Source organism: Paenibacillus sp. FSL R7-0297 (assembly GCF_038009025.1).
Lineage (GTDB): Bacteria > Bacillota > Bacilli > Paenibacillales > Paenibacillaceae > Paenibacillus_AQ.
This window is the reverse complement of sequence record NZ_JBBPAQ010000001.1, coordinates 4,524,719-4,546,390: the sequence shown is the minus strand read 5'-3', so window position 1 is coordinate 4,546,390 and position 21,672 is coordinate 4,524,719. Positions and strand designations below refer to the sequence as shown.

The following is a 21,672-nucleotide window of genomic DNA, read 5'->3' as shown; positions in this document are numbered from 1 at the left end:
TCTTCCCGTTAATCCGTTATTTCTATTTCTTCGTATTTAAATTACTGCGTTTGTATCCGTACAGACCGTAGATTAGCAGTCCTACCGCAAGCCAAATCAGGAAGCCCATCCAAGTTTCTCTTCCCAGATTATACATTAGATACCCGCAGGCCGCTGCACTAAGGAGCGGAATAAAGGGAACCCAGGGAACCTTAAAGCCTCTTCTGAGATCCGTTTTCGTACGGCGGAGCACAATAACACCCAGCGAAACCACAAGGAAGGCGAATAAGGTCCCGATACTGGTCAGATTGGCCAGCCGGTCAAGCGGGACGAAGCCGGTAAGAACAGCAATCAGTCCGCCGACCATCCATGTGCTGCGCACCGGTGTATGTGTTCTGGGGCTGACCTTGGACAAGCTCTGCGGCAGCAATCCGTCACGGGAAATAGCAAACAGCAGACGGGTCTGTCCGAACAGCATTACCAGCAGCACGGTAGTCATCCCGGCAATCGCACCTACAGAGATCAGACCGGCAATCATATTCTGGTCAACGAACCGCAGGGCGAACGATACCGGATCACTTACATTGAGGTTCTGATATGGCACGATCCCTGTAAGTACTAAGGATACAGCGATATAGAGCACGGTACAGATCGCAAGCGACGAGATAATACCGATCGGAAGATCGCGCTGTGGACGCTTCACTTCTTCCGCAGCAGTCGAAATGGCATCAAATCCGATATAGGCAAAAAATACGGTTGCCGCACCATTCACTACACCATGGAAACCAAACGGCAGGAATGGCGTCCAGTTCTCCGGCTTCACATAGAACATACCGGTGACGATAAACAGCAGCACCACTGATATTTTGATCACAACCATCACTGCATTGAAACGGGCGGTCTCCTTGACCCCACGTGTCAGCAGGTAAGAAATAAGCAGGATAATAATAACTGCGGGTAAATTAATAATGGTTCCTGTATCTGCATTATACGCCCCTGACAAAGCGGTGGGCAAATGAATGCCGAAGCCTTCCAGCAGTCCCTGGAAATAACCGGACCACCCGCTGCTTACCGCCGCTGCGGCTACGCCGTATTCGAGCACCAGATCCCATCCGAGAATCCAGGCCAGCAGTTCACCGAAGGCGACATAGCTGTATGCATAAGCGCTGCCGGATACGGGCAGTGTAGAAGCAAATTCGGAGTAACACAGTGCCGACAACACACAGGCAAAGCCGGCGATAATGAAGGATAGCACAAGTCCGGGGCCTGCATGCTCCGCAGCAGCCACTCCCGTCATTACAAAAATTCCGGTGCCGATAATGGCCCCTACACCGAGCATGGTCAGATCCATTGCACCCAGTGTCTTGCTAAGTTTCTCCGCTCCGGTATTCTCCGGAATAGCCAGCGGTTTTTTGCGGAATAAATCCATTCTGAAATTCGCTCCTGTCAAATGGTTGAGTGGATAATAAGAAATACATTGTTAGCATGCCCGTTTTGGGGTAATGGATTAAAAGTGGACAGCTTGAAAACACTATTCCTAGAGATTATGATGGATAAGATTGGACCGTAAGTGGAAGCGGCTTTGCCTTCCTTCTATAGGATGGTACCGTTTCAGCAAGAAATATAAGGAGGAATGATGGTGTTTAACACATAAACCCTTATATTTCAAAATTCGAAAGCTGGAGGAGATCTAACAATGGCCCCATTTAAGCCCAATCGTGTCGTAGTGATCGGCACCGGTGCAGTCGGAACAACGACAGCCTATACGCTGCTGCTGCGTAAGCGCATGCCCGAACTAGTACTCATCGATGTGAACCATCAGAAGGCGCTTGGTGAAGCGCTGGATATGAACCATGGCATGCCATTTGTCGGCGGTGTGAAGCTGTGGGCCGGCACCTATGAGGACTGCAAGGAAGCGGACATCATCATCGTCACTGCCGGAGCCTCCCAGAAGCCTGGTGAAACCCGGATCGACCTGCTGCGCAAGAACATCTCGATCTTCAAAGATATTATCCAAAAAATCACGAAATACAATCATCACGCTATCCTGCTGATTGCCACAAATCCGGTCGATATTCTGTCCTATGCCACCTTGAAGATCAGCGGCTTCGACCGCAGACGGGTTATCGGTTCCGGTACTGTACTGGACAGTGCCCGCTTCCGATACCTGATTGGGCTTCATAAGGAAATCGATCCGCGCAGTATCCATGGACAGATCATCGGTGAACATGGCGATTCCGAGCTGCCGGTCTGGAGTCTCGCCAATGTCGCGGGAATTGATCTGGGCTTCGATGAAGCGGAACGTAATGAGATCTTCGATGACACCAAGAATGCCGCCTACGAGATTATAGATGCCAAAGGATCTACCTCCTATGCCATCGCACTGGCTCTGGACCGGATTGTCGCTTCCATCCTGAATAATGAAGGCTCCGTCCTGAATGTATCTACACTGCTGAACAATTACAACGGCGTGTCAGATGTGTTCCTCGGTGCTCCGTGTGTCGTAGACCGTTCCGGCGTGCGTGAAGTGCTTGACCTTCCGCTCAGCAACGAGGAGCAGCTTCTCTTCCAGCAGTCCGCAGATAAGCTCAAAGGTGAGATCGCCAAGCTGGAGCTTTAATATCAGCGCATGGACAAGCCAGCCGCCAATCCGTTTGGGATTGGCGGCTATTTTACTTATAGGAAGAGATTCAGGATACAGACTCTGCTTCTTCTCCAGCCGCCTTACCATCAGACGTGCGAAGACGCGTTAACCAATTAAAGTCAAAATTGCCGTCCAGCTTATCAACTTATTTTATCCATGGTTTAATCGTTGTGTCTGCGACTTCGAGGCTGGTCCCTCTGCGCCTTCTACTCTGAATAATAACCCCTTCTCATGGTAGCAATTCACGGCGGTGTTGTCATTATAAAAATGCACATTCCGTGTGATTTATGCGTTATGTTTTGAACAAAAGTTCATAGTGTATATTGACGCTGTTAGCCCCAGGTTCACAAATCACCGCTGCCTGTCTTATACGGCATACCGATCTGCAGTCTGGACATAGCTTCTTCCTTCTCACGGTTCGTAATATGTGTGTATACAGTGGTCGTCTGGATCGAGGAATGGCCCAGCAGCTCCTGCACCGTGCGCAGATCCGCTCCCTTGCGCAGCAGCATGGTGGCAAAGGAGTGCCGCAGCTTATGGCTGGAGTACGGCCGGCGCTGGGACGAAGGCACTTCACTCTGGAAGCGGCTGAATGTATCCGCAGCAATCCCTTGGATGCCGCGGATGGAGAGCCGGCGGCCTTTTTGCGAGATGAACATCGCCTCCTCCTTGCTGTGCCAAGGATTAAGCCGGTCCGTCAGCGCCTGGTCAAGATACGGGGCAATATCCTCAGGAACCGGGACGTTGCGCCATTTGCGTCCTTTGCCGAAGACACGCAGTGAACGTCTCTCTACATTATAATCACTCTGATTCAGCGTATGTACTTCCCCTACCCGCAGCCCCATATACGACATCAGCAAAAAAACAGCCAAATTGCGGCTTCTGTATTTGCCGTCTACCGCTGACAGAAACCGCTGCAGGTCTTGTTCATCCAGATAGACAGGCTCACGGTTTTTTTCGGTTTTGGACTTCTTGATTCCGGAAGCCGGGTTGATATTCAGCAGCTCCAGCTCCGTCAGCGCCTTGAAGAGGCAGCTTATTGACGCATGCTTGCGGTTTCGTGTCGCATCACTTACCCCGCGTTCCCGCACCGAAGTCAGATAGGAGACAACCTGCAGTTTTTTTACAGTACCCAGCTCCCGTCCGTTCAGACTGCCCAGAAATTCCCGTACATCAGCAAGATAGGATTTCTGCGTATATGCTGTGTAGCCGGCGTCCTTCATCCAGATCAGGAAGGCATCCAGCTCTTCTTCATATTCAAGCTCCGGCTCATTCATGCCCTGTGCTCCTCCTCTTCCCTCCACCTTACAGCATGCTTCTGCACCGTTCCAAGAAACTCACTTAACGCTGGGGATTTCCACTTTTTGCTGTGATATGCAATTTGGGTCGCTACCCGCTGTGATTCATCATTCCAGTTCAGCCGGCCCAGCTTGCCTTCCGCCAATTCCCTGCGGACGGTAATCATCGGCAGGAATGAGATACCGAGTCCTGCCATTACGCATTGCTTGATCGCTTCAATGCTCCAGAACTCCAGATTCGGATCGGGGAATACTCCATAACTGTTCAGATGCCGCTCAAATAAGGTGCGGTAGGTGCAGCCTGTTTCCGTATGCAGAATCGTAACATTTTTAAGATGCAAAGGATGTACTTCTTCCAATTCCAGCAGCGGGTGATCGAGCGGAGCGACCAGCGTCATGACTTCATGGATCAGCGTGTCACAGTACATCTCCTTATATTCCGTCTCCGGTTGGAGAAGAAAGGCTAGATCAAGCTCTCCTGAGCGGACGAACTCCGTCAGTTCCCAGCAGGCTCCCGGCTTCAGCGTAATCTGCACCTGCGGGTGCCGGCTGCGGAATTCCTTGATAATGCCCGGGAGGCGGAAGGCCGCCAAAGATTCAGGTGCACCAATCCGCAGCGAACCGGATATTTCCGTCTCCGACCGCAGGGCGTTCTCGGCCATCGTGTGCATCTTGGAGATTTCCTGGGCATACGGCAAGAGACGGCGGCCGGCATCGGTGAGAATGATCTTTTTGCTGATCCGGTCAAACAGGGGCTGCTCCAGTTCTGCCTCCAGCGCCTGTATCTGTGCGGTAATGCTGGACTGGGCGTAATCAAGCTTCTGGGCCGCGCGGGTAAAGCTGCCGGTCTCAACTACAACGAGAAAGGTGAACAGATGCTTAGACTCCATAGTACCTCCTTCAACCTATCGGTTATTCGAATCGATTCCATTCGATAATTCCGTTTTTCCAATGGATCTATTATCTGATACTCTATATTTAAATACAAGGAAAGCGGGACTATTTATATGAAGGAAAATAAATCATTACAACGGAATATCGGGATGCCACAGGCTATTGCCCTGTACATAGGAGCCGTCCTCGGCTCAGGTGTGTTAATCGTACCCGGACTGGCAGCGGAGATGGCTGGACCGGCTTCTCTGCTGGCTTGGGGATTCATGACCCTGCTGATTCTCCCGCTTGCGCTGTCCATGGGTCTGCTCTCGGCCAAATTCCCTAATGCCGGCGGAGTATCCCACTTTGTCACCCTGGCCTTCGGCCCTAAGGCAGGTGCACTGGTTGGCTGGTTCTTCCTCATGTCCGTGCCGATTGGCGGTCCTGTCGCTGCACTGACCGGAGCGGGGTATATGACAGCCGCCATGGGCTGGGGCGATCCGGCCAGAATTGCCATCGCTGCAGGAATGCTGGCCATTGGCCTGATTGTCAACTGGATCGGGATGAAAGTGGCCGGGAAAGTACAAATCGCCGTGGTTATCGCGATTGTTGCCGTGCTGGTCTTCTCTTTTGCTGCGGCTCTGCCAAGAATGGAGAGCGTCCACTTCACACCGTTTGTTCCGCATGGCTGGATGAGTGTCGGGCAGGCGGCAGCGATTCTCTTCTGGTGCTTCATCGGCTGGGAGGCCGTTTCGCATCTGTCTGAAGAATTCAAGGACCCGCAGCGCGCTGCCGTCAAGGGTGTGACCATTGCTGCGGTCATTGTCGGAGTCCTCTATTTCCTCTCGGCACTTGCTACAGTCGGTACGCAGAGCTATCTGCGGGGAGGAGCCGACTCATCTCTGGTCTGGATCATCAGCCAGCCGCTTGGAGCCTGGGGCGGATTCATTGCCGGACTCACCGGATTATTCATCTGTACGGCGACGATTATTGCCTATTCAAGCGCTGCATCGCGTGTAGCTTATGCCTTGTCACGGCAGGGATATGCCCCGAAATGGATGGGCCGCTTATCGGACCGTTATCAGACACCCGTCGGAGCGATCGGCTTCCTGACCCTCTGCTTCGCAGCAGTGTTATCGCTCTACGGTAGCGGCCTGCTCTCGATTACGACACTGATTAAATTCCCCAATGCCACCTTCATCCTCACCTATATTGGCGGTTGTGCTGCAGGAATCCGCCTCTTGCGGGGCAGCCGGGCAGGCGTGATGATCAGCTGGATTTCTTTTGCCGCAACGGTAGCCGTGTTTCCGTTCACAGGCTGGGCGATCGTGTATCCGCTGCTGATCACACTGTTGTTTGTTCTGGTGGATTATTTAAGACAGGCACGTAAACGTGAAGGGAATAATCCTGTAGCTACGGATGCAGAAGAGATTTCCCGGCACGCATTATAAGAACGCTTAAAAGAAACAGGCCGCACTCCTCCTTAATTGGACGATGCAGCCTGTTTTTTCTATATGAGCGGCGGAGTTTCCAGCCCCTGACGAGGGTCTTCCGTTCGCTTTACGTTTCAGAAAAGTGTCAGATGGTTATGGATGAAGGAGAGCCTGACTTAAACCAGATCTAAGAAGGAGACTATAAACCATGCCTGAAGACAACAAAATTGTTCTTGAGCCCGCAGCCCAGAAATTCGCTGATGACAACTCCGAGCCTCCCTTTCTGCCCGACCTTGGGCCTGGGAAAGGCCGCGAAACTGTAAATACAGTCCAATCCAGTGAAATATTCAAGCCCGAAGCCGATATTCAGGATCTGACGGTATCCGGCGGCCCTGGTGGTGAGGTGAAGGTACGCATTGTCCGTCCTATCGGCTCTGCTTCTAACTCTCTTCCGGTCATACTCTATATTCATGGAGCCGGCTGGGTATTCGGCAACAGCCATACGCATGACCGCTTAATCCGCGAGCTGGCCGTTGGTGCCGAAGCTGCCGTCGTTTTCCCGGAGTACAGCCTCTCTCCCGAAGCCAAATATCCTACAGCCATTGAAGAAATCTACGCTGTACTGGAATGGATCGCCCAAGAAGGCTCCACATACGGATTAGATGCGTCCAAGCTTAGTGTTGCCGGAGACAGTGTAGGCGGCAATATGACTGCGGCCATCACACTGATGGCCAAGGAACGCAGCGGCCCGGCAATCTCCAAGCAGCTGCTGTTCTATCCGGTAACCGATGCTGCCTTCGATACAGAATCGTATCACCTGTTCGCCGAAGGATATTTCCTGCAGCGCACCGGCATGAAATGGTTCTGGGATCAATATACCACTGATCCGGAGGAGCGGGCACAGATTACCGCTTCCCCGCTGCGGGCCAGCCTGGAGCAGCTTAGCGGTCTGCCGGAAGCCTTAATCATCACTGGCGAAGCAGATGTGCTGCGGGATGAGGGCGAAGCCTACGCTGCCAAACTCCGCGAAGCTGGAGTACCAGTTACGGCAGTCCGGTTCCAGGGCATCATCCACGACTTCGTGATGCTTAACGCCCTGGCAGAGACCCATGCCAACAAAGGGGCCCTGCTGCTGGCAACGGCCTGGCTCAAGCAATAAAGATTACGTTAAAATACGAAATCACATAATAATGAAAACAGCGGCAGCCATGGATGATATACATCCAGAACTGCCGCTGTTTTATTGAATTAGACTGGTTCCCAGTGGTCAAATGATGGAGATAAATGCGCTACTTCCGCTGGGAATAGAACTCTGCCGCTTTGACCAGCATGTCCTTCAGTGAGCTGAAGGAGGTAGTTTTCGTGACATGCTCGTTCAGCTGATCCTGCGGCAGCGCCTTCAGCTCCTCTGCTGATCCGGCAGAGAACCCTCCACTCTGCAACAGCTCGGTCAGTGACTCGAACGGAGTGAACTGTTGCAGAAAAGAACCCGACAGCAGTTGATCCAGCGGCAGCTTCTCCAGGAGCTGATCGACAGGCAGCTGGTCTAGCGGAAGCTTTTGCAGCAGCTCACCGACTCCGCCCTCTTTGAATGTCTCAACTAATCCTTGTATTTTATCGCCAAAGCCTCCGAAATTGAATCCCATAAAGGCAACCTCCTGATAACTGTAGTTGCTCCTTATTACCCTAAATACCGCTCAGTGAATTACCAAGTTAACATAATACATATTATGTTACATTATAGCTATGATTATAGTTATCGTTGTGGCTGTACCTTTGGTTACAATATTGTCTTCCTTATTTTAGCAACCTATCCTTCCACCCGGCGTCTTACTATTTAGAATAAGACCACATCAAGGAGATGACTCAGATGCCGCCAATGAAACCCCTTTTCACCAGCTTACTCGCCCTTTCCCTGCTCTCATCCCTCACCGCTATCTCTTCAGCAGACCTTTTGCCGGGTACAGCATACGCTGCTTCCTCGAACAATACAGTCACTGCGATTTCCAAAGATAAGCTGTTGCCTCTGAAGTGGCAGGTAGCCACGGATGGCATGGGCATGTATGACGTCAAGCCGCCTGTTATGAACGGAATTCTCTACTACTCAGACAGCAACAATACACTTTATGCCAAAAATATAGCCTCCGGCAAAATTAAGTGGTCCTATAAACAGGGGGCGCATCCGCAAATCGTCACGAATAACTCCGTAATCTTCATCGACAATCAGGAACAGCTCGTCAAAGTATCCGCTGCAACCGGAAAGCTGATCTGGAAGGTTAAGGTGTCGGAGCGGCCAATAGAGATTGGGGCACAGGCCCGCCTGATTAACGGAAAGGTCTATTTTGCCAATGAGTACGGCGTTGTCGCGGCCTATAACCCGGTTACAGGAAAGAAACTATGGGATAATATGGTTATTCCTATGTATGCGGGGACCATTAATGGAGAATATTCAGGTATGTTTGTCGTTTCCAGCACGGTCGATAACATCCGCACCCAATTCTACGGTCTTGATCCGGATACCGGAAAGCGGCTGTGGAGAATTGAGGGGTTATACAGTTATGTGACTTATCAGAATGGACAAATAATACTCCGTGAGCAGGCAAAGACTGCAGCGGGGAATACGGCAACGGCCGTGCCGGGTTACCAGCTGACTCTCGTACAGCTGAATCCCGCTACAGGCAAGATTTCCGGCCGTGAAAATTATAATCCGCTGGACGACATCTCCAGATTGGGGAGTGCCGCTACCTCCATCCAGAACTCTTATGTTTATACAGCAGACGGCAATCTCGACCAGGATGGATATACTCTTACGCGCTTTAAGCGTGGAGCGGATACCTATACGGCCCCCACAAGCTATGCTAGCTTCGGCAACTGGTTGGCCGGTCCGGTAGACGGAATGGCCTTCTTCCAGCATGAGACAGTGGTTAGTGGAATTAACCTTGCGAGCGACAGCGTTGTTCCATTCGATCAGCCGGCAGACAAGATTGAGCACCTGCGGCGCGTTGGCAAGGCTGTATTCGCCATTTACAAGAATGGCTATATCTCGATCAACCATTCCGATACCGGCGCACTGCTGGGGATGATCAACAGCGGCGCAAAGTATCCATACTTCGGCAATATAACCATCGATCATGGAACCGCGCTGATTCCTACTGAACACCATATTTTAGCCGTTGCCCTGCCAAAAGAATATCAGTAATTTACGCGAAGTTTAAACGTTCGTACGCAGAAACTCCCCTATCCTCCGGGCGGCTTCCAGAAGCCGCTCTTCATCCTCCACCAGTGCAATCCGCACAAACCCTTCGCCCTGGCTCCCAAAAGCACTTCCGGGAATCACCGCTACCCCGGTCTTCAGCAGCAGCTCCTGCGCAAGCCGCCGCGAACGCTCCGTTTGACCGGCACAAAATTCCGCGGGCAGCCTCGCCCAGATAAACATCGTTGCTTCCGGCAATGGCACCATCCATCCTTCACATGCCATGGCTTCCACAAAAACATTCCTGCGGCGTTCATACAGCGCAGCCACTCCCTGCACCGGTCCGGAAGTCATCGCCTGCTCCAGCGCTACGACTGCCGCTTCCTGGATGGGATCGAAGACACCGTAATCCACATTGCTCTTCAGCTCCCGCAGCGCTCCGACGGCCTCAGCATTGCCCGTCATGAAGCCGATGCGGCAGCCGGCCATATTGAAGCTTTTGGAAAAGGAATGAAATTCAACGGCAGTATCCAGCGCTCCAGGAACCTGAAGTATACTAATGGGCCGGTAGCCGTCGAAGCCCATCTCCGAATAGGCCAGGTCATGAATGATCAGCACATCCCATTTAAGAGCAAGCTCCACTAACCGCTCCATATAAGCCAGATCTACCGTGACAGATATCGGATTGCCGGGAAAGCTGAGTAATATAAATACCGCTTCACACCATACTTCATCAGGGATGCTCTCGAGGTCGGGTCGGAAGGCATTCTCCTCCAATAGCGGTAGCGGCCACGCTCTAACCCCCGCTATAGCTAATGACCCTGAATAGATCGGATAGCCGGGGTCCGGCACAATCGCCAGATCCCCAGGATTGCAGACCGCGAGTGCGAGATGCGCCAGTCCGTCCTGCGAACCCATCAGGGATACGATTTCTTCATCCGGATCAACTTCAGCGTTGAAACGCCACTTCATCCATTTGGCCGCCTGCTTGCGGAACGCATCGCTTCCTTTGGAAGCCGGATAAGAATAACTGTCCTCCCGCAGCACCGCTTCGCTTAAGGCATGACGGATTTCAGGCAGAGGCGCCCGGTCCGGACTGCCAATTCCGAGATCAATGACCTCCAGTCCAGACTTTCGTGCTTCCGCCTTCCAGATGGCCACCTCTGCAAAAATCGACGACCCCAGATGAGACAGCTTGTCCGATCTCCATTTATGTTTCGGGCTGCTATGTACCAATACAATACCTCCTGCATTTGTTTTCCAATTATTATAGCATGCGTTCAGAGTGCAGAAACCATGAAAGCCTAAGCAAATTTCGCGAATGGGATTATATTACATTAATATATTATTATTCTACCAATTTGACTCTATTTGAGCTGATCACTAGTGCCTGAATTCATATAAAAATCTCTCAGAACTGAAACAGCGTATAATTTATGTTATACGCTGTTTTTTCGGGGCATATTTCGGCCATTTTAGCCCCTTTTTCAACGCCACCCTTTCCCTTCAAATGATTTCAGCTCCGGCAGAACCGTAAGTTCCCTCTGGGCATAAGATAGGGTATACATTACAAAGGTGGGACGTATCATGGCCAAAAACAAGCGCGGCAAAGCACTCTGGCGCACTCCTTCCAGAGCAAGAGGCACCTGTCCGATTTGCGGGAGCACCCGTATTAAGCTGTTGTATTTCGGAAAAGGTCCTGCGGGCGAGAAGCTCACCGTCTGCAAGAAATGTGACGGCAAGCAACAGGCAGCGGTCTGAGCTAATCCCAGCTTCGTCTGCACAAAGAAACGGCTTGCTTGTCCCCTAGGGGAAGCAGCCGTTTCTCCAGTTAAACCCTTTCTCCAGTTCCAGCTTAAGCTAAGACTCATTGCAGATCATACTGCGGCACCCAGTTCTGAATGCCGTTATCCTCGAGTATGCCGAGTGTCACATCGGAAATATGCGGATCTGCAAGCAACTTGTCCCTTACCTTGAACTAAATGTCGTCGGCATCAGCAAGCGTCAATCCCCGTTTCAGCTCGATACGCCCTTCGACGTGGTAATAACGCCCATTCACGGCATCGGCAATCGAATGCATGATTGTGGCAAACATTGAACCGCTACCCGTAAGTGCAAAAGCGATTCCCTTGACGATGGCAATACCTGTATTGCCGATGGCAGCCGAGCCTGAGGATTTATTGCTCTTCTTGATTAAGCTTCTTATGCTTTCGTTTGTCTGCTCCATTATCCGGCAGCCTTCTTAAGCTCATATACCGAAAGCTGGCAGCCTCCTTAAGCGCAGCTGATTTCGTACGGCTCCCGCCGTGGTCTATGTATCTATATACCCCATGCGGTAATTTTCTATCAGTTGCGGTGAGTTGAGGTCTAATTACTGGAATCCCGATTTAACCCATAGCTTCGAAATATCCAGAAATCCGAAAGAGCCGGTCTGAAGTCCGAACAGGTTCTGGCTAAGCTGCGCTTTTTTGTTCATATGACAGCCATAGAGCACCCAGCAGTTGTCGCGCAATTGGTCTTCCGCCAGATCCAGCAGCTCCGCCCGCTCTTCAGCAGGCAGTCGGGAGAAATGCTCCAGAACCCCCTGCAGCGCCAGTTTCTGACGATCCAGCAGCAGATCATGCAGATAGTTCGACTCATTGCGGAAATAATTGATCATCCCCCACTGCCAGTCATCCTCCAGCACCTCTTCGGCAATCAGCAAGTCGGCATAGCCCATGATATCTGCGAGATCGTATTCGGTCAAAGGATGCAGCTGGAGCTTAAGTCCGATCCTCCCGCCGCGTTCCTGCAGCCATAAAGCCTCCTCCAGATCCTCCTTCCGGCTCCGGTAGGCAATCGTTAGCACTTCCCCCCCGTAGCCGCCAGCCTGAAGCAGCGCTCTTGCTTCCTCAAGCGATGGCTCTCTGAACTCCTGCTGATTACTCTTCCAGGGCAAAAAGCTGTCCGCCGGCATAATCCGGTTGCCCCCGAGCTCCCGGATCATAGCCGGCTGATTATACAGTATCCGTAACGCTTCCCGTACAGCCTGCTGATGATGAAGGCCTTCTCTTCTAAAATTAAACAGGATGTAGCGGCAGCCCAAGGCCGGGTAATCAATGCTATGACCCTGCTCTTCCCCGGCAGGAGGCGGGTTGTGCCCGGCATCCGTAAGCTGATACTGGCGGACACTCGATCCCAAATGCGGTAAATACCAGATTTCTACCCGGTCCAGCAGTGGGCGGATTCCGTAATAGAGGTCATATGCGCCTAGCACGAGTACATCCTCATTCAGATCCAGTACCTGATATGGCCCCGTCCCTACCGGATTAGCGGCGAAATCCACATCATAAGGCAGAATAGACATATAGATTGAACTGAACAGATGCAGAAAAAAGGTATTGGGCTGCACGAGGTCAAACCGGATACGATAATCACTTTCCAGCTCAACATGACAGATATCCTTAAAATGGCTGATCGCCGGACTATTTAGATCGGTCAGACGCTGCAAGGTCTCTTTAACATCTCGTGAAGTCATCCCCCGTCCGTGGTGAAACCTTACCCCCTTACGCAAGTAGAACAGGTAACTTGTACTGTCGGGATTGGCCTCCCAAGTATGCGCCAGCCCAGGCAGAAAACTGCCATTCTCTGCATCATACGTAATTAATGTACTGCAAATATGCCCCAGCAAATAGGTTTCAAAAGCTGTGTACACCATCGCCGGGTCCAGCTTCTCCATCGGGCGGTTACGTGAAATCCGCAGCACCTCCTGCCCGGATGTGGAGTCCGGCTCACTCCAGAAGCCCATTTGTTTGTCGAGTACTGCCAGCAGGCGTTCCTTAAGCGGCTCGTTAACCTGATATTGGCCAATTAACTCGATCGCCGGTTTAATCCGGCCTTTATGGACCATGTCCTGAAACTTCTCCTCCAGCACCTCGTCCACACTGCGCAGGAACGTCAGCTGCGAATAATTCCCTCTGCCTCTGCCGGGTATCCATGTGATCAATTGCTGTTCCTCAAGCTTCCGCAGAATAAACTTTACATTGCGCGGGGTGCAGCACAGGATGCCGGTTAGTTGCTCAATAGTGACCGGAATGGGCTGCTGTATACAAAAAGCCGGGTCTAAAGCCGCAGCCAAACAGAGATAATTCATGCTGCTATTGTCCATATATCCAGACTCCTTTAAAGGTGAAAAGTCATATGAAATTCTTACACTTTTATTTCATCCTTTTATCTATACAATTATACTTAATCCAGCATCAAGAAGCATTCACAAATTCAAACCACCCGATTAGGAGACACCTGATTCTATGAAACAGCATCTGCGGCACATTCATCCTCTGGCTTGGACCATTATCATCGGAACGATGTTTGGCCGGCTGGTCACCTCCATGAGTATCCCTTTTCTATCGATTTACCTGACGCAGGTCCTGGGCGCTACTGCCACCCAAACAGGATTTACGGTAGCCGTCAGCTCTCTGGCGGGTGTTCTGATCAGCTTCTATGGCGGTTACATATCTGACGTGATCGGCCGCAAAATCGTTATGCTGGTCTCCGTGTTCGGCTGGGCCTGCGTATTCTTCGGCTTCTCAGCCGCGCAGCATTTATGGGTCTTTTTCCTCGTCAATACGCTAAATGGGCTATGCCGTGCAGTATTCGAACCGACCTCGCGGGCTTTACTCTCGGATATTACACCTCCGGATCACAAGCTGCTGGTCTTCAATCTGCGGTATGCAGCGGTGAATCTGGGTGTAGTCTTCGGGCCGATCATTGGCCTGCAGCTGGGCTCAGCTAAATCCACATTTCCGTTCATGATCGCCGGGATCGTCTATATCGCCTATGGACTTGTACTGTTTCTGCAATTCTCTGTACACCGTGCCAGCCTGCCAGTTCATGGCGAAGCACGGACACCTAAGCTGCTAGAAGCGTTGTCTACCACCGGAAGGGATAAGGTCTTCCTGCCCGTTCTGCTCGGTACGATCTTCTGCGTGCTGGGATATGGGCACTTTAGTTCAACACTGGCGCAATATCTGGCGAACAACCCCCATTTCAGTAATGGCAAACAGCTCTTCTCCTACATGCTCTCTCTGAATGCGATAACGGTACTGATTGTGCAGTATCCGATCGTCCGCACAGCCAGCAAATTCCCACCGGTCATTCCTCTGATCCTGGGTAATAGCTGCGTTGCTCTCAGTCTGCTGCTGTTTGGCATGCCTGGCGGAGTCGCGCTGATTATGTTCAGTGTCGTGCTGTTCACAGTCGGGGAAGTCCTGCTCTTTACGATGATGGATATGCTGATTGACCGGATTGCCCGTCCGGAGTGGAAAGGTACTTATTTCGGAACGATCGGCTTCAATAATCTTGGCAATGTGATAGCACCTATTCTGGGAGGCCTGCTGCTCGATCAATTCGGTACGGCGAATGGTCCGGCCGTATTCGTGCCGCTCGCTTTGACTACCGCGCTGGGTCTTCCTTTCCTGATTACGGCGCACAAAAGACTCCGGAGCAGAGAGCTTGCCGAAGCTGCAAATAAGGCTAACATAAGTGCCTAAGACATCAATAATCCCCAGACTCGGCTGAGAAGCTTAGGTCTGGGGATTATTTTGCCTACCTTGCTCTATAACAATAACACGCTGCCATAAATTCACTCTCGAGCTATTGCTTAACAACCTCTTATCGTTGATTAGTTAACATAATATTAATTATGTTAAATAATTTCAATAATATCAATCTTAACAATACATTTTTTTCCATATACTCACCTGACTGCTAATGTACTCCCGAAGCTCTGCCGGTTCCCTAATTTCAGCTTGGGCGAGCAAAAGCAGCACCTTCTCACACGCAGTCTCATAGTCGTACATATTCGCAGTGATGATCTGGAATTCACCCTCTGATTCCGTGTTCATAACTTCTAACCTCTTACTGATCCCCTGATTATGCACAGGCGTGCGGATGACTACGGGGTAGATTTCCCGTGCTTTACTGGCATTAATGAAGGCAAGCTCTCCTTCCTTCCAGTATTCCTGCAGGGAGAAGTGTTCAGGAATAGTATAGGTCCCCTCTATTAACGACACCGCGGCAAACCGCTCGCATTTAAACGTACGAATAGCCTCTGCCCCCTCGCAAAAAGCGGCCAGATACCAATCGCCCTGCTTGACAACAAGTCCATAGGGATGCAGCTTCCGGCAGGAGAGCTCTCCATTCACTTTGCGGTACTTCGTCTCAATCCGTCTGCCTCGCCACACCGCAGTGCGCAGCGTCTCCAGATATGGCACTGCCGCCCGATCACTCCACCACGGTGTATCATCGAACAAAAAACGGCTCTGCGCAGTACGGATATCCTCCTGATAAGGAGCGGGCAAGCTTGCTTCGAGCTTCAGCAGAGCATTTTGGAGCAGAAGACCGGTCTCACCCGAACCGCCTGCAGGTATCCCCATCCCTGTCAAAAACAGCTGAACCACCTCTTCGCCATGCAGCCGCCGCAGATTCACCGTATAGCCCTCCATCAATGAAATTCCGCCGTTCGGCCCGGTTGTTGTAACGAGAGGTATGCCCGATTCAGCCAGGACATCAATATCTCTGTATATGGAGCGGACGGACGTTTCGAGGGCCTCTGCCAGAGCAGCTGCCTTCATCCTGCCCCTGGATTCAACCAATAAAAGAATTGCAATCAATCGGTGCAGCCGCATCCTATCCCTCCAGTTTCTACATTTCAATGACGCATCGTTTCACAACTCTATTCTTGCCACTCTGTTGTCAACAATAGGACGTTATGATGAATGTATCAAATCTAAGGAGCTGCTGTAAATGAATATTGGCATATTGGGAACAGGTTTTGGAGCCTATCATGCATCGATCTTGAAGCAACTGGAGTCTACAGACCGTGTGGTCATCTTTGGACGTAATGAAGCCAAGCTACTGAAGCTGAAGGAAGAGCTTGGGGTAGAGATCACGTTGTCTATAGAAGATATATTGTCTGATCCCGGGTTGGATGTAATAGATATCTGTCTGCCTTCTGCGCTTCATAAGACTTATGCTGTGGAGGCGCTGAGACGCGGGAAGCATGTATTTTGCGAAACGCCGGTTGCCCTGGAGCCGGAAGATGCACGGGAGATGCTCTTGGCTGAGCAACAATACGGCCGGAGAATTCTAGTCAATCAATTCATCAAATTCGATTATGCTTATGAGTACTTATATAAGGCAGTTCAGGATCTTACATATGGAAAATTGCTGCAAGTCACCTTGCGCCGGGAAACGGCACCGCTATGGGGGGACCTGGGCCTCTCCAAGATCGCAGCTAATCTGATGATTCATGATCTGGATTTCATTGAATGGCTGCTGGATTCACCTGCACCTTCTGCGGTCTGGGGTGCCTCTGGAGCTAAAGACGGTCAAGCATTGGTGCATGCTTCCTTCCTTCAACCTGGGGTGAGCGCACAGCTGATTGTCTCTTCGCAGATGCCGGAGTCTTATCCTTTTACCGTCGGTTATGAAGCTTATTTCGATCAGGCGAAGCTGGTGTTCCACGAGATCGGTTATGCGAACGGGGATATAGAGGCCAGCTTAACCGCATATACGTCTATAGGCAAAGAGAGTATTCCGTTGACCCCTAACAATCCATATGAAAAAAGCTTACGCCATGCACTCCAATGTCTGCAGGACGGTACGGACTCCATCCTTTCTCTGCAGCATGCGCAGAAGTCCCTGGAAATGGCGTCCAAATTGACGGAAGTACTCCGTTAATTATTCGCGATAAATACTGTTGATTTCTGTAGCTAGTTGTGGTATTTCCATCCTTTTTCCGTCTGTTAATTGATAGATACATATTGAATTTGCAGACGAGTGTGGTAGCTAAGTGGAGTATTTGGCGAGGGCTTTCTATTATGAATTTTTCATATGTTGAAATAGTATAACACATGGGTGACGATCTGTTATTTTAGAGATACATACAGAATGTTAGTTAACATAATTATATTTATGTTACCCTAAGTGCAATATCTTCCCAAAATCAATGCAGCGGCAGCTCTTTGCACAGGATCAATCTCCTTAGCTGCCGCTCTTTTACAGAAACTGTACCATTCCAGCCCCACCGTTGGCTTCCAGTTAATCTAACTCACTGTCATTGCCCGCGCGAATCCTTCGAGCTTATTCATCGATAATCCTGCTCCAGCTTCATTCCCTTTCCCCTTGACCATCCGCAGAACCCATTTGTCCAGTGCTGAAATTTTCTCCGGATAAATCTCATCGCCCAGGATTTCCTTGGCAAGTGCCTTCTTGTATAAAACCTCAGGATAGGCTTGCTGAAGCTCCTGCTCCGCTTTCTCCCCCGTCACACCTGCACAGATGAATAACCCGAGCCGCTTACCCGACAGCTCCTGCAAGTTTTTGGAAGTGAATGCCGCCATTTCTTTACGGATTTTACCGTAGTAGATGGAGCCGCCCAGAATCACCGTGTCATAGGCAGCCAGCGCCGGCACTTTGGCATATTTTAGATTCACAGCCTCAGCCTCTCCAAGCCTCGATTTCAACAGAAATGCCGCTTTCTCGGTACATCCATACTTGCCTGCATATAAAATCAGTGTTCTATTACTCATATTATCCGCCGCCCCTTATCTATGGTGAATAGGTTATAAGACTATCCCGGTTCCTGTACATTGCTCAATATAAGGTATAAACAAACAATAGCACCTACATTAAACGCAGGGAACGCTACCAGCTCTACTGTAGATACACTTACTCCCGCCCTCAGCATCCCAATGATCATGGCTGTAATCGAGGTTAGCAGGGCTGCGGCTTTTACTATGACTACAGAAGCAAGCAAATAACCATAAGGCCGTCTGCGAATGAGCAGTACCCCGGTAATTGAAGATAGCGGAATAACAATGGCTAAATCGAGTGCCTGAATCACCAATGTGCTGTAATGCTCCAATCCTTCAGGTGCTGTCCCTTGGCGATAAGAATCCGCGAGCCTGCCCAGCCATAACAACATGATCATTGTTGAGGTGAAAAGCAGGAATAACCCTATGCTTTGTGCCGGTAAACTTGGTCTAAAAAATCGTTCTACCTTCTCCTTCTCTAATGACAGCAGAGTCAGAATACATGCAAATAAGCTGGATGAGAACAATATTACATAGATTAGAAACAGGTTATTGTACATAGACAGGAAGCTGTAAGACGCATAAGTATACGTAAAATATCCCAAGGCTCCAGCTAGCAGCAGCCGCCCTCTGACCCGCCCTCTGAAGCTCATAACCAGTGAAACGAGCAGCAAGGGAACCCCCAGTATCAGTGTAACTCCATCCTGGGCTTTGGCCTGGGCGACGACGGAAATTGAATCGTATTTATAGATCCCGCTACCATATAATTCGACCTTCTCCCCCCGGATTGAGGTAAAGGATTCAGAACCCGGCCCGTGACCTGACAGCAATCCGTACCCCGACGCGACAATCGCAAGGATAATAATTAAACCTGTTAAAATGCCAACTGATCGTCTATACCCCATCGCCTTCTACCCCTTATCCGAATAGTCGTAAAAACTTATTCCCGACTCCCTGCAATAAGCAGCATTGCCTCGACATGCCGGGTAATCAGCGCTTCCTTCTGCTCCTCGGGCAGATTCTTCTCGACGCTCAGCCTCATGATCAGTCCAAATGCCGCACTCCAAATCACTTGGGCAGTAAGTTCAATTTCCTCCTCTTTGCGGGCGGCCATCCCTTTGAATTGACGTAGAGCCCTGCAGAGCATGCTGATTGCATTACGCTCCAGTGCAGCCCCTTTATGCAGTACTGCAGTATGGTTAAGTACAGCAGGCGAATCATTTAGCATCATATTCCGGTACTGCGATCCTTCCGCGATGGTCATCCGGATAAACTGTGACAGCGACTGGCTTAAGTTATCCTCAGCTGATACTTCACTCTGCGCAGTGTCTGATCCGGCTGCTAGTCCGCCCATCAACTCCCTGTACCCCTGCTGAAGAAGCTGCTCCACTATATCCTCTTTTCCTTGAAAATAGTGATAAATGATCCCGGCGGAATACTCCATCCGTTCAGCGATCTTTCGGATAGACAGCTGCCCAATCCCCTTCTCGGCCACTAATTCACCAGCCGTTGTCAGAATCAAATTACGCATCGCTTTCCGTTCCTGCTCTTGTCTCTCTTCTTTACTCATGATTGTAAGACTCCTTTAACAAGGCGTTATTAAATTTAACACTGCAATGTTTTTTAACACTGTTCAATACAGATTATATGCACCGGGATACCTTAAATGATGTGATTATTTTTACATTTTGAGAAATTCCCCAATTACACGAGCAGAAAAAGCCTGGGACAGCCCCCAGAGGGCATCCCAAGCTTTTTTTTAAGTTCTCTTTTAAGTTCTCCTTTAAGTTCTCTTTTCACTTCAACCCCGCTTTTGCAGATCAAACTCAGATTTTAGTTAACATAATCATTATTATGTTAACTAACCGTTGCCGTCTTGCGTTTTTTCTCCCGGAAGATCCATTTAAACAACGGCGGAACCGCAAAAAAGATGAAAAACGTCCGGAATAACTGATAGCCCGCCACCGTTGGCAAATCCGCCCCTACCTCATGCGCGATCAGACTCATCTGATCCATCCCTCCGGGAGCAAGACTGAGAAGCGCAGTTGCTGATGATACCGGATCCAGGTAAGCGAACAGCAGACTCAGGCCATACGCCCCTGCTATCAGCACTGCCCCGCTGCTTACAGCCAGCGATAGTGTCAGCAGTTTATTGTTCAGCTTACGCGGATCGAGCAGCAGTCCGACATATACGCCAATCATCAGCTGCGCGGCATTGATCAGAATATCCGGAAGTGCGGGCCCCTGAAGACCGCTGATCTGCAGAATAGCTGTAATAATAGCCGGACCGAGGAGATACGCGGTGGGAAATTTAATCTTTTGGCCTACAATTCCGCATACCGTACAAGCGACGCCAAAATAAAAGATATTCGGGAATAGCTCTCCCCAACCGGCCGCAGATTCAACCAGAAGAGTTGTATTCTCTCCCCCGCCAGCGTAGCTGGCAAACAGCGGACTGTAGATCAGCAGCGGCACACAGATAATAATCATCATCAGCCGGACCACCTGAATGACGGTTACAACCGTAAGATTGATATCCTCAGACTCTTCGGCTAGCACTAGCATCTGGGTTAAGCCGCCAGGGATGCTTCCAAGCAGAATAGTCTTGTAGTTGGTCCCCGACACCTTAGATACAATGACCGCAATTCCGGCGCAGAACAGCAGCAGAAGCGTAGTCATAAGCAGCATGGAGGGCAACTGATAAGCTATTTGATTCAGTGCAGAACCGGTCAACGAGAGACCAATCGTATAGCCGACGATAATCATCCCGGTATTCCGTATTTGTCCGGGCCAGATATATACTTGCTTACGCAGATTGGAACCGGTCAGCACAGCGATCATAGGGCCGAGCAGCCAAGGCAGCGGGAGATGCAGCAGCACAAAGATCCCCCCGCCAGCCAACGCCGTAATTAGGGTAAATAGGACATATAGGGACTTACGCCGAGTCACAGATAGGGTTGACATTGATATTCCCCTTTTCCAGCCCATTCAGCTTGGTTCATATTGGAGAGTATATACACCACGTTGTCTGGCAAGAGTCTCGCTGGTAACGACCAGTTCTTCTACTACGTTAACAGGCTGCCCTGCAGCCTGCAAGAACTTATCTGCTTTGGCAAAAAACAACCGGCCAAGCAACCCCAGCGCTTTGGTGCTGTAATGCATAGGTATGGCAACCGCCGGCTGCAATTGCTTCATTACGGCTGCCGCACCCGTACCATCAAGCGTTGCTTTTCCGCCGACAGGGATCATAAGTACATCAACCCTGCCAATCTGCTCCAACTGCTGGACATTCAAAGCATGGCCGAGATCACCGGCGTGGCAAATCCGGAGTCCGTCTACCGTGAACACGAAGATGATATTATTGCCCCTTTTTGCCCCTTCCACATTATCGTGATACGTGGCTACCCCTTGAATCTCCACTCCCCGTACACTGAAATGCCCGGGCTGGTTAATCAGTTCATAGGGACCTTCAGCCACTTGAATCTGACTGTGGTCCTTATGATCATGGGTAACGGCTACAATATCCGCCTTAACTTTAGGCATCCGGTAACCAAGGAATTTCCCGTAGGGATCAATCAGAATTACCGTCCCCTGCTGTGATATGAGCTGAAATGCGGAGTGTCCAAACCAGTGAATTTTCATTATTTTCTCTCCTCCAAAATAAAATGATCAGGTT

The 21,672-nt window shown here is 50.4% G+C and carries 19 protein-coding genes and 2 pseudogenes; 7 read left to right on the top strand and 14 right to left on the bottom strand.

Annotation, left to right across the window (positions count from 1 at the left end; all coding sequences use genetic code 11):
- Positions 1-22 precede the first annotated feature (22 nt).
- On the bottom strand, positions 23-1,408 hold the full coding sequence (locus MKZ24_RS20035) for an APC family permease (RefSeq protein WP_042236772.1): 1,386 nt from the start codon (positions 1,406-1,408) through the stop codon (positions 23-25).
- A gap of 267 nt (positions 1,409-1,675) precedes the next feature.
- Here MKZ24_RS20035 and MKZ24_RS20030 point away from each other — a divergent pair, with 267 nt between their 5' ends.
- Positions 1,676-2,599 carry an L-lactate dehydrogenase gene (locus tag MKZ24_RS20030; RefSeq protein ID WP_042236775.1) on the top strand — a complete coding sequence of 308 codons (924 nt, stop codon included), beginning with the start codon at positions 1,676-1,678 and terminating at the stop codon, positions 2,597-2,599.
- 368 nt (positions 2,600-2,967) lie between these two features.
- Here MKZ24_RS20030 and MKZ24_RS20025 read toward each other — a convergent pair whose 3' ends face one another.
- Positions 2,968-3,900: a tyrosine-type recombinase/integrase gene (locus tag MKZ24_RS20025; RefSeq protein ID WP_042236777.1), complete on the bottom strand. Its 933-nt coding sequence runs from the start codon at positions 3,898-3,900 to the stop codon at positions 2,968-2,970.
- Positions 3,897-4,811 (bottom strand): LysR family transcriptional regulator, encoded by a 915-nt coding sequence (locus MKZ24_RS20020; RefSeq protein ID WP_042236779.1) that lies wholly within the window; start codon positions 4,809-4,811, stop codon positions 3,897-3,899. The genes MKZ24_RS20025 and MKZ24_RS20020 overlap by 4 nt, the downstream gene beginning before the upstream one ends.
- Before the next feature lie 117 nt (positions 4,812-4,928).
- Between MKZ24_RS20020 and MKZ24_RS20015 the strand changes: the two genes are divergently transcribed.
- Complete coding sequence (locus tag MKZ24_RS20015; RefSeq protein WP_042236781.1) at positions 4,929-6,245, top strand: APC family permease; 1,317 nt, start codon at positions 4,929-4,931, stop codon at positions 6,243-6,245.
- A 190-nt stretch (positions 6,246-6,435) separates the two neighbouring features.
- Complete coding sequence (locus MKZ24_RS20010; RefSeq protein ID WP_042236784.1) at positions 6,436-7,386, top strand: alpha/beta hydrolase; 951 nt, start codon at positions 6,436-6,438, stop codon at positions 7,384-7,386.
- A gap of 130 nt (positions 7,387-7,516) precedes the next feature.
- On the opposite strand, the gene MKZ24_RS20005 is transcribed toward MKZ24_RS20010, so the two are convergent.
- Positions 7,517-7,873 (bottom strand): hypothetical protein, encoded by a 357-nt coding sequence (locus tag MKZ24_RS20005; RefSeq protein ID WP_052416472.1) that lies wholly within the window; start codon positions 7,871-7,873, stop codon positions 7,517-7,519.
- Positions 7,874-8,097: 224 nt separating this feature from the next.
- On the opposite strand from MKZ24_RS20005, the gene MKZ24_RS20000 reads away from it, so the two are divergent.
- Positions 8,098-9,426, top strand: coding sequence for an outer membrane protein assembly factor BamB family protein (locus MKZ24_RS20000; protein WP_340785775.1), 1,329 nt, complete (start codon positions 8,098-8,100; stop codon positions 9,424-9,426).
- A 12-nt stretch (positions 9,427-9,438) separates the two neighbouring features.
- Here MKZ24_RS20000 and MKZ24_RS19995 read toward each other — a convergent pair whose 3' ends face one another.
- Positions 9,439-10,656, bottom strand: a complete 1,218-nt coding sequence (locus MKZ24_RS19995) for an aminotransferase class I/II-fold pyridoxal phosphate-dependent enzyme (RefSeq protein ID WP_042236788.1) — start codon at positions 10,654-10,656, stop codon at positions 9,439-9,441.
- A 351-nt stretch (positions 10,657-11,007) separates the two neighbouring features.
- Between MKZ24_RS19995 and MKZ24_RS19990 the strand changes: the two genes are divergently transcribed.
- The gene (locus tag MKZ24_RS19990) at positions 11,008-11,181 is read left to right on the top strand and encodes a hypothetical protein (RefSeq protein ID WP_179093450.1); all 174 of its coding nucleotides are present in this window, start codon (positions 11,008-11,010) and stop codon (positions 11,179-11,181) included.
- A gap of 106 nt (positions 11,182-11,287) precedes the next feature.
- On the opposite strand, the pseudogene MKZ24_RS19985 reads toward MKZ24_RS19990, so the two are convergent.
- The 3 genes and pseudogenes from MKZ24_RS19985 to MKZ24_RS19980 form a co-directional block, all read right to left on the bottom strand.
- Positions 11,288-11,473, bottom strand: a pseudogene (locus MKZ24_RS19985) (cation diffusion facilitator family transporter); the annotation flags it as partial.
- Positions 11,474-11,647 (bottom strand): annotated as a pseudogene (locus MKZ24_RS33135) (cation diffusion facilitator family transporter); the annotation flags it as partial.
- Positions 11,648-11,791: 144 nt separating this feature from the next.
- Positions 11,792-13,567 (bottom strand): ABC transporter substrate-binding protein, encoded by a 1,776-nt coding sequence (locus MKZ24_RS19980; RefSeq protein WP_340785769.1) that lies wholly within the window; start codon positions 13,565-13,567, stop codon positions 11,792-11,794.
- A 142-nt stretch (positions 13,568-13,709) separates the two neighbouring features.
- On the opposite strand from MKZ24_RS19980, the gene MKZ24_RS19975 reads away from it, so the two are divergent.
- The gene (locus MKZ24_RS19975; protein WP_340785768.1) at positions 13,710-14,951 is read left to right on the top strand and encodes an MDR family MFS transporter; all 1,242 of its coding nucleotides are present in this window, start codon (positions 13,710-13,712) and stop codon (positions 14,949-14,951) included.
- A 180-nt stretch (positions 14,952-15,131) separates the two neighbouring features.
- Here the strand turns inward: MKZ24_RS19975 and MKZ24_RS19970 are convergent, their stop codons facing one another.
- The gene (locus tag MKZ24_RS19970) at positions 15,132-16,088 is read right to left on the bottom strand and encodes a helix-turn-helix transcriptional regulator (RefSeq protein WP_340785766.1); all 957 of its coding nucleotides are present in this window, start codon (positions 16,086-16,088) and stop codon (positions 15,132-15,134) included.
- 118 nt (positions 16,089-16,206) lie between these two features.
- Here MKZ24_RS19970 and MKZ24_RS19965 point away from each other — a divergent pair, with 118 nt between their 5' ends.
- Positions 16,207-17,142: a Gfo/Idh/MocA family protein gene (locus MKZ24_RS19965; RefSeq protein WP_340785764.1), complete on the top strand. Its 936-nt coding sequence runs from the start codon at positions 16,207-16,209 to the stop codon at positions 17,140-17,142.
- Positions 17,143-17,507: 365 nt separating this feature from the next.
- Here MKZ24_RS19965 and MKZ24_RS19960 read toward each other — a convergent pair whose 3' ends face one another.
- The 5 genes from MKZ24_RS19960 to MKZ24_RS19940 all read right to left on the bottom strand — a co-directional run bounded on the left by MKZ24_RS19960 (position 17,508) and on the right by MKZ24_RS19940 (position 21,638).
- A complete protein-coding gene (locus MKZ24_RS19960) occupies positions 17,508-17,993 on the bottom strand; it encodes a flavodoxin domain-containing protein (RefSeq protein ID WP_042236799.1) in 486 nt (161 codons plus the stop codon).
- 41 nt (positions 17,994-18,034) lie between these two features.
- Positions 18,035-18,901, bottom strand: a complete 867-nt coding sequence (locus MKZ24_RS19955) for a hypothetical protein (RefSeq protein ID WP_081956560.1) — start codon at positions 18,899-18,901, stop codon at positions 18,035-18,037.
- Between the two features lie 35 nt (positions 18,902-18,936).
- The gene (locus MKZ24_RS19950) at positions 18,937-19,566 is read right to left on the bottom strand and encodes a TetR/AcrR family transcriptional regulator (protein ID WP_042236801.1); all 630 of its coding nucleotides are present in this window, start codon (positions 19,564-19,566) and stop codon (positions 18,937-18,939) included.
- Between the two features lie 287 nt (positions 19,567-19,853).
- Entirely contained in the window at positions 19,854-20,960 is a 1,107-nt protein-coding gene (locus tag MKZ24_RS19945) for an AbrB family transcriptional regulator (RefSeq protein WP_042236803.1), read from the bottom strand.
- A gap of 24 nt (positions 20,961-20,984) precedes the next feature.
- Positions 20,985-21,638, bottom strand: a complete 654-nt coding sequence (locus MKZ24_RS19940) for an MBL fold metallo-hydrolase (RefSeq protein ID WP_340785756.1) — start codon at positions 21,636-21,638, stop codon at positions 20,985-20,987.
- Between the last annotated feature and the right edge of the window lie 34 nt (positions 21,639-21,672).

What these genes read in the sequence shown, in the direction of transcription:
- MKZ24_RS20000 (WP_340785775.1), top strand. Translation starts at nt 8,098, where the DNA reads ATGCCGCCAATGAAACCCCTTTTCACCAGCTTACTCGCCCTTTCCCTG.
- MKZ24_RS20035 (WP_042236772.1), bottom strand. Translation starts at nt 1,408, where the DNA reads ATGGATTTATTCCGCAAAAAACCGCTGGCTATTCCGGAGAATACCGGA.
- MKZ24_RS20025 (WP_042236777.1), bottom strand. Translation starts at nt 3,900, where the DNA reads ATGAATGAGCCGGAGCTTGAATATGAAGAAGAGCTGGATGCCTTCCTG.
- MKZ24_RS20010 (WP_042236784.1), top strand. Translation starts at nt 6,436, where the DNA reads ATGCCTGAAGACAACAAAATTGTTCTTGAGCCCGCAGCCCAGAAATTC.
- MKZ24_RS19970 (WP_340785766.1), bottom strand. Translation starts at nt 16,088, where the DNA reads ATGCGGCTGCACCGATTGATTGCAATTCTTTTATTGGTTGAATCCAGG.
- MKZ24_RS19945 (WP_042236803.1), bottom strand. Translation starts at nt 20,960, where the DNA reads ATGTCAACCCTATCTGTGACTCGGCGTAAGTCCCTATATGTCCTATTT.
- MKZ24_RS19965 (WP_340785764.1), top strand. Translation starts at nt 16,207, where the DNA reads ATGAATATTGGCATATTGGGAACAGGTTTTGGAGCCTATCATGCATCG.
- MKZ24_RS20020 (WP_042236779.1), bottom strand. Translation starts at nt 4,811, where the DNA reads ATGGAGTCTAAGCATCTGTTCACCTTTCTCGTTGTAGTTGAGACCGGC.
- MKZ24_RS20030 (WP_042236775.1), top strand. Translation starts at nt 1,676, where the DNA reads ATGGCCCCATTTAAGCCCAATCGTGTCGTAGTGATCGGCACCGGTGCA.
- MKZ24_RS20015 (WP_042236781.1), top strand. Translation starts at nt 4,929, where the DNA reads ATGAAGGAAAATAAATCATTACAACGGAATATCGGGATGCCACAGGCT.
- MKZ24_RS19980 (WP_340785769.1), bottom strand. Translation starts at nt 13,567, where the DNA reads ATGGACAATAGCAGCATGAATTATCTCTGTTTGGCTGCGGCTTTAGAC.
- MKZ24_RS19950 (WP_042236801.1), bottom strand. Translation starts at nt 19,566, where the DNA reads ATGAGTAAAGAAGAGAGACAAGAGCAGGAACGGAAAGCGATGCGTAAT.
- MKZ24_RS19940 (WP_340785756.1), bottom strand. Translation starts at nt 21,638, where the DNA reads ATGAAAATTCACTGGTTTGGACACTCCGCATTTCAGCTCATATCACAG.
- MKZ24_RS19960 (WP_042236799.1), bottom strand. Translation starts at nt 17,993, where the DNA reads ATGAGTAATAGAACACTGATTTTATATGCAGGCAAGTATGGATGTACC.
- MKZ24_RS19990 (WP_179093450.1), top strand. Translation starts at nt 11,008, where the DNA reads ATGGCCAAAAACAAGCGCGGCAAAGCACTCTGGCGCACTCCTTCCAGA.
- MKZ24_RS19975 (WP_340785768.1), top strand. Translation starts at nt 13,710, where the DNA reads ATGAAACAGCATCTGCGGCACATTCATCCTCTGGCTTGGACCATTATC.
- MKZ24_RS20005 (WP_052416472.1), bottom strand. Translation starts at nt 7,873, where the DNA reads ATGGGATTCAATTTCGGAGGCTTTGGCGATAAAATACAAGGATTAGTT.
- MKZ24_RS19955 (WP_081956560.1), bottom strand. Translation starts at nt 18,901, where the DNA reads ATGGGGTATAGACGATCAGTTGGCATTTTAACAGGTTTAATTATTATC.